At 73.1% G+C, this 10,644-nt stretch carries 7 protein-coding genes; 2 read left to right on the forward strand and 5 right to left on the reverse strand.

The annotated features are described in order from the left end of the window. Positions 1-15 precede the first annotated feature (15 nt). The 4 genes from POF43_RS01520 to POF43_RS01535 form a co-directional block, all read right to left on the reverse strand. Positions 16-951 carry a hypothetical protein gene (locus POF43_RS01520; protein ID WP_271323494.1) on the reverse strand — a complete coding sequence of 312 codons (936 nt, stop codon included), beginning with the start codon at positions 949-951 and terminating at the stop codon, positions 16-18. Continuing rightward, the gene (locus tag POF43_RS01525; RefSeq protein ID WP_271323493.1) at positions 938-2,776 is read right to left on the reverse strand and encodes a thiaminase II/PqqC family protein; all 1,839 of its coding nucleotides are present in this window, start codon (positions 2,774-2,776) and stop codon (positions 938-940) included. Before POF43_RS01525 ends, POF43_RS01520 begins: the two co-directional genes overlap by 14 nt. Before the next feature lie 499 nt (positions 2,777-3,275). Further along, a complete protein-coding gene (locus tag POF43_RS01530; protein ID WP_282704359.1) occupies positions 3,276-5,195 on the reverse strand; it encodes an anthranilate synthase family protein in 1,920 nt (639 codons plus the stop codon). Between the two features lie 945 nt (positions 5,196-6,140). After that, positions 6,141-6,398: a response regulator transcription factor gene (locus POF43_RS01535; protein ID WP_271318202.1), complete on the reverse strand. Its 258-nt coding sequence runs from the start codon at positions 6,396-6,398 to the stop codon at positions 6,141-6,143. A gap of 750 nt (positions 6,399-7,148) precedes the next feature. Between POF43_RS01535 and POF43_RS01540 the strand changes: the two genes are divergently transcribed. After that, the gene (locus tag POF43_RS01540) at positions 7,149-8,405 is read left to right on the forward strand and encodes a helix-turn-helix domain-containing protein (protein WP_271325018.1); all 1,257 of its coding nucleotides are present in this window, start codon (positions 7,149-7,151) and stop codon (positions 8,403-8,405) included. A gap of 502 nt (positions 8,406-8,907) precedes the next feature. Then, complete coding sequence (locus tag POF43_RS01545; RefSeq protein ID WP_271325019.1) at positions 8,908-9,546, forward strand: AAA family ATPase; 639 nt, start codon at positions 8,908-8,910, stop codon at positions 9,544-9,546. A gap of 118 nt (positions 9,547-9,664) precedes the next feature. On the opposite strand, the gene POF43_RS01550 is transcribed toward POF43_RS01545, so the two are convergent. Next, entirely contained in the window at positions 9,665-10,426 is a 762-nt protein-coding gene (locus tag POF43_RS01550) for an SDR family NAD(P)-dependent oxidoreductase (RefSeq protein WP_271325020.1), read from the reverse strand. Positions 10,427-10,644 lie beyond the last annotated feature (218 nt).

A 10,644-nucleotide genomic window follows, 5' to 3' on the forward strand; every position in this document is an offset into this window, starting at 1 on the left:
ATACGGCTCGTACGGTCAGACCAGGAAGTCGCCGGGCCAGCGGTGCAGCGGATCACGCGCGAATCCGGTCAGCGTTCCCACTACTCCGGACGCGTCACAGGGCAGCACGACGTAGCCGTCCTCCGTACCGATCGGCCTGTCCGGCACGGCGCCCAGCCGGTACACGGCCGACGGGTGCACCGCGCCGAGCGGTTCGGGGGCCCCGGGACCGCCGGCACAGCTGCCGGGCACCACGCGCCAGCTGTGCAGACGCGTGCAGCTGCCGGGCCGGTCGTGCTCCCGCAGCAGCGCCGCCGTCCGCCGCGCCTGCTCGGGGTCCGCGCCGACCAGCACCGTGCAGCCGCCCGTGGCGCCGAGGACGAGCGCGGGGCTCTCCCGCCGTACGGTTTCCGCCGTACGGGGGTTGCCGGTGAGCACGACCAGGTCGTCGGGGACCGCCGCCCGTACCGCTCGCGGCGCGGCGTCCGCAGCCGGTGACAGCTGCGCCGGCGTCAGGCCCGTGAGGTCCCGCAGCGCTGCCAGGACCTCCGCGACGGCGTCCCGGTCGCGCTCATGACCCGCGACGGCGGTGGGCAGCCCGCACAGGGCGAACGGCAGCGCCCGGCGCAGGGCGTGCACGGCCAGTCCGTGCGCCGGCAGCAGGACCAGCACCCGCCCCCGCCCGTGCCAGGCGGGTGGCGGGCCGGCGGCGCCGGTGGCCCGTGCCCGTATGCGGCGGGCCGCCCAGCCCAGGGTCATCGCCACTTCGCGCTTGAGCACCTGCGGCCACTGCTCCGCCGGAATGCGCGGGTCGCGCAGCCGCTCGGCCGCCGCAGCCGGGATGTCGCCCTCGACCAGCGCGGCCAGGGCGCGCAGGCCCCGGACCGGCGGGGCGTGTTCCAGGGGCAGCACCTGCCCCACCGCGAACGTGTCGTCGGCCCGGGCGGCCACGGCGGGTTCAGCCTTCGACATGCCACCCCGCACGCTGCAGGACGGCCGCCTCGCCGTGCCGGTAGTGCTGCAGGATGCCGTCCAGGAAGCTCCAGGCGAGCTGCGGTACCAGGGCCGCCGCGGCCACCGACTCCCGGGTGATCGTGTGGCGCTGCGCCAGCAGCCGCAGCAGGTCGCGGGTGTCGTCGCCGTGTCCGAGCCTGGTGTCCTCCGCGTCGTGCGTGCGCATCGCGGAGACGAGCTGTTCACTCTCCGGAAGCCTGTCGAACAAGGTGCGGTAGAAGTCCTCGTGCCGGGAGTGCACCGTGGTGCCCGCCGCGGACAGGGTCAACTGGAGGTAGGCCAGGGCCAGTACGTACGCCTTCCAGTCGCGCTGCGCCAGCTCCCGCAGCGTGCCGACGAAGGCGACCGTGGTGGCCAGCGGCCGCATCCGGTCCGGCGTCAGACCGTGGTCCCGCGAGCCACGGGCCTTCTTGATGCCCCGCAGGAACATCTTTCCGTGGTTGAACTCCTCGATCAGGTGCTTGACCAACTCGTTGCGGATCACCGGGTCCGGGCAGGCCGCCACGGCCCCGCCGGTGTGCTGCCAGATCCCGGCGACGTAGTGGTAGTTCTCCACCATGTAGCCGTGCACGAGCGGCAGCGTGGGGTCCTCGGTCATGCGCTGCCACAGGGCGTGCCCGTCGATGGCGACCATCCAGCTCTCGACGAGCTTCTCCAGGCCGACCTCGTCGGTCCGGCCGTCCCACTCCCGCGCGGTCCGCCCGACCAGGTCGCTCGCCACCGCCGTGGTGCTGTTCCCGGTGGCACCGTGCTGTACGGCGCGCCCGGAGTAGGCGTACGACAGGGCCAGGACCCGGCGCACCCCGGACGCGGTGCTGCGCGGGCCGTGGGCGTACGAGGCGTAGATCTCGGCCGGCCAGACCGGCAGCCCGTCGGCCTCACCGCCCAGTACCGGCGCTGCTCCTTCGAGTTCCAGTCCCGGGGAGGCGGCCACGGTCTCGCTGGACAGTCCCGCCTCGAAGGTCTCCAGCCAGCGGACGATCATCTCCGCGACCAGGGTGACGGCGTTGAGCCAGTCCGCGAGTTCCGCCGCGGGCACCACCTTCGCGGCCCGGACGGCGTCCCGCCAGTTGTTGCCGTGCCCCAGCCCCAGGTCCGTCTCCACGTGCTCGAAGATCGCCTCGACCGCCTCCTTGGGCAGCATTCCGCGCTCGTGCAGCATGGTGTGCCAGCCGGCGACCGATTTCTGGTCGCCGGCGGTGTACTCCAGCAGCCCCGAGCACAGCGCCGCCGCCAGCGGGCCGTACGCCGCGACGGTGCGCATCAGGTGGATCCACTCGACGGTGACCGGCGAGGGGCGGGCCTGCCGCACGAGGTCGCGCGGGATGTCCAGGGCCGCGAGCCCGTTCTCGAAGTACGTGTCGTGGTCGGCCTCCTCGACCACGTGGTGGGCCTGGAGCCTGACCAGCTCGGAGGGCCGCAGCGCGTCGGTGATGCCGCTCGCCATCCGGAACGGCGCGGCCGCCAGGTAGTGGCGCGACTCCATCAGGTACGCCCGCACCGCGCCGAGCGCCTCCCCCTCGCGGATGCGCTGCCAGACGGGGTGCCCGTAGACGAATTCCAACGCGGCCTGGTACTGCTCCTCCACCAGCCGCTCGACCTCGTCGGCCGGTATTCCCTGGTCGGCCGGGCCGAGGGATATCGGTCGGCGGAGCGTTGCCGACAGCTGCGCGTCACCCGCGGCGGCCAGCGGTAATTCCGCCCGGTCGACCAGCAGAATGCGCGCGCTGTGGTCCTTGCCGGATCGGGCAACAAAGGGAACGGTACGGCGGAGCGTGGTCATCGTTTCTCCCGCAGCCTGGTCGCAGGTGGTCGACAGCCCGGGGCCGGGGCCGCTCCAAGAGCGGCCCCGGCCCCTTTGAGCCAGGTGTTACTCGACGACGGCGGCGCGCAGAGCGGCGGCCGCGGCCTCGGCACGCTCCTCGAGTGCGGTGATCTCCTGGAGTTCCTCGACGGTGATCTGCTCAGCCATGGCTTTCTCCCCTTGGTGTGAAAAGCAATACGCCTGTACGGGATGAGCGGCCGGTTCCGCGGGCCAATTCTCCGGTACGCGGTCAGCACACCGATCGTCGCCGGTTTCTGTCGGTCGGTGCAAGAAAGGGTTCGGCCAAGGTGAAATGCGCGGCCCGGCCCGCCGAGGGGCGGTTCACCCGTGACATGACGCCGTAAAGGCGGTCAATCCTGGATCAAACGGATGTCGGGTGCGTATCGGTTTCCGGCCAGCGGCTCCCTGCGGTGCGGGACGGCGCGCGGCGGCGCCGCCCCGCACGGCCGCACCCGCCTCACCCCACGGTGACGCCCGACAGCAGGGCGGTGACGATGGCGGGGCCGTTCATCGTCAGCACCGACTCGGGGTGGAACTGCACCCCCGCGAACCCCGGGCCGCGCAGCGCGTGGACGTCGCCGGTGGCCGGGTCGCGGGCCAACTCGACGCCGCGCACGGTGAGTTCGAGCGCGGTGGACTCCTCGCAACGGGCGGTGAACGTGTTGTAGAAGCCGACGGTCTCCGGCTGCCCGAACAGGTCGACGCGTTCCTGGGCGCCCTGGAACGGCAGGTCGCGGCGGACGATCTCCAGGCCCAGCCGCGCCGCGATCAGTTCGTGCCCGAGGCACACCCCGAGCAGACCGTACCGGTGGTCGCGCACGAGGTCGGCGGCCAGGGAGCGCAGCGACCGCATCCGGGGCGACGCCGTGTCACCGGGGTCGCCCGGGCCGGGGCCCAGCACGACCGGCCCGCGGTGCCTCACCGCGGCCGCGCGCAGCCCCGGATCGTCGAACCGGCGGACCGTCACCGGGTGCCCGGCGGCGCGCCACAGGTGGGCCAGCATCGCGGTGAAGGTGTCCTCGGCGTCGATCAGCAGCACCTCCGGCCGTGGCCCGGCCGGCGCGTCCAGGTCGCGCATCCGCAGCCAGAACGGCGCGAGCGCGCCGCGCCGGGCATCGAGAGCGGCCCGCACGCGCGGGTCCCGCGCCAACCGGGGTGGAGCGGCGCGTTCGGGGCGGGCGGCCGGCGGCAGCACACCGAGTGCGGTCAGCACGCCGCCCGCCTTGGCGTGGGTCTCGGCGGCCTCCGCGTACGGGTCGGAGTGCCGCACGAGGGTCGCGCCCACACCCACCGCGAGCGTGCCGTCGGCGGCGATGTCGGCGGTGCGCAGCAGGATCGGCGAGTCGAGGGTGCGCGCGCCGCCCGCGTCCCGGCCGATGAGCGCGAGCGCGCCGCCGTAGTAGCCGCGCCCGGCGCACTCGTGGCGGGCGATGACCCGGCAGGCGTTCTCCACGGGCGAGCCGGTGACGGTCGCGGCGAACATCGTCTCGCGCAGCACGTCGCGCACGTCCCGCGTTCCCCGGCCGCGCAGTTCGAACTCGGTGTGCGCCAGGTGGGCCATCTCGCGAAGCCGGGGTCCGACGACGACCCCGCCGCGTTCGCACACCACGGACATCATCTTCAGCTCCTCGTCGACCACCATGGTCAGCTCCTCCGCCTCCTTCGGGTCGGCGAGGAAGGCGAGCAGCCCGGCGGTGTCGGGTCCGGCGGGCGGGTAGCGGTAGGTGCCGGAGATCGGGTTCATCACGACCGTCCCGCCGCTGGCCCGCACGTGGACCTCGGGGCTGGCGCCGATCAGCGTACGGTCGCCGGTGTGGACGAGGAACGTCCAGTAGGCGCTGCGTTCGCCGGACAGCAGCCGCCCGAACAGCGCGAGCGCGTCGCGGACGCGAAAGCCGGTGATCCGCCCCCGGTAGGTGCGCCGGATCACGAAGTTCGCGCCCTCGCCCCGGCCGATCTCGTCGGTGATCACCCGCTCGACCATCCGGGCGTACGCGTCGTCGTCGAGGTCGAATCCGCCGCCGGCGACCGTCACGGCGTGGTGCGGCAGCGCGGCGCGCAGCGCCTCCTCGTCAACGGTGAGGTACTCCTCCGGACGCATGACCAGCAGCGGCGTGCCGTCGTCGACCGCCTCGAACCCGCGTTCGGCGATCTGGCGGAACGGGACCACCGCGAGCGCGTCCGGCCCCGGGTGCTCCGGCACGCCGTCGGGGAGCGCGATGGCGTCGAGGGTCACGGGACGGCTCAGGGGCCCGGTCAGCACCTCGACGGTGCCGGGCGGGTGGCCCGGGGTGCGGCGGCGCAGCAGTGCGAACGGCGGGCAGCCGGGGGCGAGCAGCCGCTCCAGCAGGGCGGCGGGGGTGGTGGTGTCCGGCACGGGGGTCCTTCCCTCGGGGCATCGGCGGCGCGGGGCCGGGTGCGGGAGGGCGGTGGAACCGTTCGGTCACGCGAAAGGCCGCCCTTCCGGGCGGCCTTCGCGGTGTCGTGGGTACGCGCGAGCGGTGGGCCGCCTAGTCGGCGGGCCACCAGCAGGTCAGACGGTTCAGCGGCGCGTACATGATCGGGAGAATAGCGCATGGGGGAGTGGCCGGCCTGCGCACTGGGTGGGGGTGTGCGGGACGGGTGGCGGGCCGGCTCACGCGCCGGGCGGGGGCGTACGGGACGGGCAGGACGCCTTACGCGCCGGGCGGGGGGACGCGCGCGTCGGTGGGCGCGGCCGTGGCGGAGCGCGGGCGTGGCGTGTGCGGGACGGGGCGTGCGGTGCCGGTGGTACGCGCGCGGGGCGCGGTTGTCCGTGCCGGCGGCAGTCCGTCGGCCGGTGGTCCGGACGTGGGGGCCGCGTCCGTGCCGGAGGCATGGCTCGGCGCCGCCGGCGTGGATGTGACGGGGACGAGGGTGAAGGTCGTCGAAGGTTCCGAACAGCCGCCGAAGGTCGTGATCGCGAGCGCCGACAGCGCCGCACCGATGGCGAGGCAGGAGGCGACGAAGAGGCGGTCGAAGGGCACGGCGTTTTCTGCCTTTCGGATCTCGTGGCTCTGGCCGGTCTCGTAGCGTCGGCCGACGGTCCACGCGGGACACCGCACCGCCGAAGGACGGCCTGCGGAACGCGGCGACGATGTGACGGGCAGCGGCTCGCCCACGGTCGATGAAGGGGCGCGACCGCCCGCGAGCGCCCGCGCGGACGGTGTCCGGCGGGCGGTCCGGCCGGTGTTCGGCGGCGGGGCTGCGGCGCACCCCGCTGAAGCGCTGTCGGCGTTCGGCCGGCCACGCTCCCGTTCGGCGTACCGGCAACCCTGCCCCGTCGTGGCGTAAGCCCGTCACGTCAGGTGTTTCCGTTACCGGGTTCCCCCGGCGGATTGACGGCGGCGATCCGCGCCGCGAGGAGCGCGAGTTCCACGCGGTTGACGACCCCGGCCTTCGCCCGGATCCGGCGCAGATAGGTGTCGACGGTGTGGGGGCTGAGGCCCATCCGCCGAGCGGTGGCGGCGTAGGTTCGGCCTTGGGCGACGTGAGTGAGGACTTCGCGTTCGCGGCAGCTGAGCTCTGTCTGGGCGTCGAAGTCGACAACGGATCGTTCCATGCCGCACCGACCCTTCTCCTGGTCTGGGAACGAACGGGTTGACTGCTTGCCGCCGAGGCCCGACAGGTTCCGGCGGCAGCGGGTGCGGCCGACCCCTCCCGGCGCCGTTTCGGCCGGGTTCCGGAGCGGCCCTTGCGAGCCGCTCCGGAACCCGGGCCGCTGATGGGCGGCGACGAGCGGGGTTGTGCCGCGGATCTGCTACGGCCAGTCGATGTCGTCGACGCCCCCGGCGCCGGCCCGCGTGATGACCGCCGTTCCGCCGGGAACGCCTCCGCCGCCGCGCGCCGCCGCGCCGAGGGCGCCGATGTCCGCCATGGCTCCTGACGTCGCGGAGCCGTGACGACGCATCGATTCCCCCTGCGTGCCGAGCCGCATGGATCCGCCCCCGGAACGCCAGGGCCTGCCGCTTGCAGTGAGCTGAACACTAGGCTCGCCTGGCACATTTTGGCAATCCCTGCCGAACGGAATGTGCCAAGCTTGGCAATAGCGGCTCGCCCGGCTACGTTCGGGAACCAGGCACGTGAACGGAGTGCAACCGCCCTGGTCATCGACCGCAACGGCGGACGGGCGCAGTCGGCCGGTCGCAGCAATGTGCCAACAGGGGCATCCGGGGATACCAGCCATCTCACAGGCATGGCACAATCGGACACACCCTGTCCGACCTGCTCTGTCAGCCACCGTGACGGTACGGTCCCGGCCACCCGGTCGGGAGAGGTTGAGGCAACGACGCTGAAGCAGGAGGTGGCCGCGATGACGGAACCGTCGGTGGGCGACCGAACGGCCCGGAACTGGACACAGCCCGCCTTCGGCGCCCGGCTCAAGCAGCTGCGCATCGAACGCGGACTGTCCCAGGGCGCGCTCGCCGGGGACGGCATGTCGGCCGGCTACCTGTCCCGCCTGGAGCGCGGGCAGCGCCAGCCCACGCCCCGGGCGGTGGCCCACCTCACCGCCCGACTGGGCGTGCCCGCCTCGGTGTTCGACGAGACGGTGCCCACCTCGCAGCAGCACCTCCAGCAACTGCTCGCCACCGCCACCGGCGCCAGCGAACTGAACGGCCTGGAGACCGCCCTCACCGAAGCGGTGGAATCCGCCGACGTCGCCAGCCCCGAACTGCGCTGGCAGGCACTGTGGTTGCTCGCCGAGCACGCCGGCCGGCATGGCGACACCGCCACCGAACTGCGCCATCTGCGCGAACTGTGCGCGGTTGCCGACAGCATCGGCGCGCCGGGACTGCGCAGTCGGGCGAAGAGCCGGCTGGCCCGCTGCCACCGCTCGCTGGGCGAGGCCGAGCAGGCCCTGCGGTACGCCGCCGACGCGGCGGCCATCGCGCGTGAACACCACCTGCCGGAAACGGAGTTGCTGCCCATCCTGCTCGTCCTGGCCTCCGCCGAGGCGGAACTCGGCCGGCTGCCGGAGGCGTCGGCCCTGGTGCAGGAGATCCTGCCGCTGACGGAACGGGTCCCGGCGGCGCTGGCCGCCCAGGCCCTGTGGGCGAGCGCCACGGTGCGCGGGCGCCAGGGCGACCACACCGGAGCACAGAGCCTGCTCGCCACCGCGCTCGAACGCCTCGACAGCCGCGACGACTTGTCCCTGTGGATGCGGCTCCGGCTCACCGTGGCCTCCCTGCACCTGCAGAGCAAGCCGCCGCGCACCGCCGAGGCCGCGGCGCACCTGGCACAGGCCGAGCCCGCGCTGCGCCTGATCGGCACCGAACTGCACCGCCAGCAATTCCTCACCCTCAAGGCGCACTTGGCGTTCGCCGAGGGGGCGATCGACCAGGCCCGCGAGCTGTGCGCCGAAATCGACGCCCTCGACCTGCGACTGACCTTCCGGGACCGGCACCGCTACGCGGTGCTCAGCAGCCGCGTCCAGATCCTCGACGGCCATGTCGACGAGGGCGTCCGGCGTCTGCGCCAACTCGCCCAGCAGGCCGAGGACACGTTCAACATGGACCTCGCCGCCGAGACCTGGCGCCTGACCGCCGAAGCCCTCGCCCCCCGCTCCTGAGGACCGTCCGCCCCCCGCCGGACGCCCTCCGCCCGGTGAACAGAACCCGGTGCCGCGCACGCGGCCCCCGGGGGAAAACCCGTTGATGGTCATGAAGCTCCCCCTGATGTCGTTCGCGGGCATCCCCGGCCAACGGGGTGCTCGCATCACCAAGTTCAGCGGCCGGCGCATTGATTGTCAGGGCCCTCCCGACACGCTGAACAATGGTCCCGCCGCAGCTCACAGCCGTTTGAAACGGGTGAGATTGGTACGGTCGAGGCGGTCACGTGCCCCGATCGGCACTGCGGCGGTCACCGGTCCGGCACGTGGCTGGTCACCGTCCGGTGGCGTGCTCCGGCAGGCCGGCACGAGCGGGGTTCGCGGATGGGCTTCAGGGCGGACTTACGCATCCGCCACGAATGCCGCGCCGGCCTCCAGCACGGGTTCCCGCAACCCGCGTGCTGCGTCAGCCGGCTCCGCCGACTGCGGGCATCGCCCCGGAAGGATCAGTAGGGTCGTTGGCGTGCGTGATGTACGGGTGATTCTGATCGGCGGGACGTCGAACGTCGGGAAGTCGACCGTTGCCCAAGTGGTGGCGGAGAAGCTCGGGTTCGCGTGCCTGACCACTGACGGGCTGGCCCGGCACCCCGGGCGGCCCTGGAGGACCCCGGAGACCGAGGTGCCGGCTCACGTCGCCGAGCACTACAAGACACTCACGGTTGACGACCTGATGACGTCCGTTCTGGACCACTACGAGCGGCTGTGGCCCCGCATCGAAGAGCTGATCGCGGCCCACGCGGTCGAGGGTCACAACACCACGGGCCTGGTCCTGGAAGGGTCGGCGCTCCGGCCCGTCCGCGTCGCGAGCCTCCAGGTCCCGCACACGGCCGCCGTGTGGCTCACCGCGGACGACGCCGTGGTACGCGCCCGTGTTCGTGCAGCGGGCCGCTACGAAGCAGCCACGTACGAGGAACGGCACCTGATGGACAAGTTCCTCACCCGCACGGAGCGCTACCAGGTACTGATGATCGATGCCATCGACAGGCTGGCCATGGATCGCATCGACGCGGGCGGCGGACGGTCCGCTGCAGAACTGGCTGGCATGGTGCTCGCGGCAGCCGACGCGCAGACCACGGTGGGGCGGTCGTCCGCCAGCCGGTGACCGGTCGCGGCCCTTACCTGCGCCACGGGGAACGGTCCCCGTGACCGTTCCCCGAACGGAACCGTGGGATGTATGTGCCGCGCGGGACCAGGAGCGAGGTCCGTGGTGGTGGGACCGGTCAGTTCACCTGGGTCGTGGGGCGCAACAGGATTTCGTTGACGGCGGCGTGCCTGGGTTGCGTGACCATGAAGACGATGGACCGCGCCACGTCCTCGGCGGTCAGCCAGTCCTCCGGGTCGACCGAGGAGGGCAGCCCGATGCCGGGGGCGGTGGTCGCCTCGGTGGTCACCATGCCGGGCTCCACCAGGCCGACCCGTACCCGTCGCTGGGTGATCTCCTTGCGCAGCGCCTCGCTGAAGCCGACGACCGCGTGCTTGGTGGCCGTGTAGACCGCGTTGTTGGGGCGGGCGACCCGGCCGGCGGCGGAGGCGACGGTGACCAGGTCGGCGACGCCGCGTGGTCCGTCGGCTGCCGTCAGCAGGTGGGGGAGTGCGGCGCGGGAGGTGTGCAGTACGGCGGAGACGTTCAGGGCGAGCATGCGTTCCCAGTCGGTTGCCTCGCCGTCCTCGAACGCCCCGGGTACCACCGCTCCGGCGTTGTTGACCAGGACGTCGAGCCTCCCGAGCTGCGATGCGGCCTCCTCGACCGCCGACCGGGCGCGGTCGGGATCGGTCAGGTCGGCGGGCAGCACGATGGCGTGGCCGCCCTTGCCGGCGATGTGGGCGGCGAGGTCCGTCAGGCGGTCGGCCCGCCGGGCCACCAGGGCGACGGCGGCCCCCTCGGCGGCGAGGGCGAGGGCGGTCGCCGCGCCGATACCGCTGGAGGCGCCGGTCACCAGGGCCGCGCATCCGGCGAGCGGGCGGGTGGCGTCACGGGTCATGGTGCTGCTCCTGAGGTGGGGGAGTCGGGGCCATGACGATCATGCCCCGAATACCGTGGCTCCTCCCAGTAGGGCTTCCCGGTCCGAGCCCACCTCTCCATGGGGTTGAGAGTCAGGCAGTCGTCCGCCGGGGGACAGCACCGCCGGGGCTTCCGCTTCGGGGGGGCGAATCGTCGCAGCGGCGGCGGAATGGGCCCCCGGCGCCGTCCACACCGGTA

This window comes from Streptantibioticus silvisoli, from assembly GCF_027947535.2.
In the GTDB taxonomy this organism is placed as follows: domain Bacteria; phylum Actinomycetota; class Actinomycetes; order Streptomycetales; family Streptomycetaceae; genus Streptantibioticus_C; species Streptantibioticus_C silvisoli.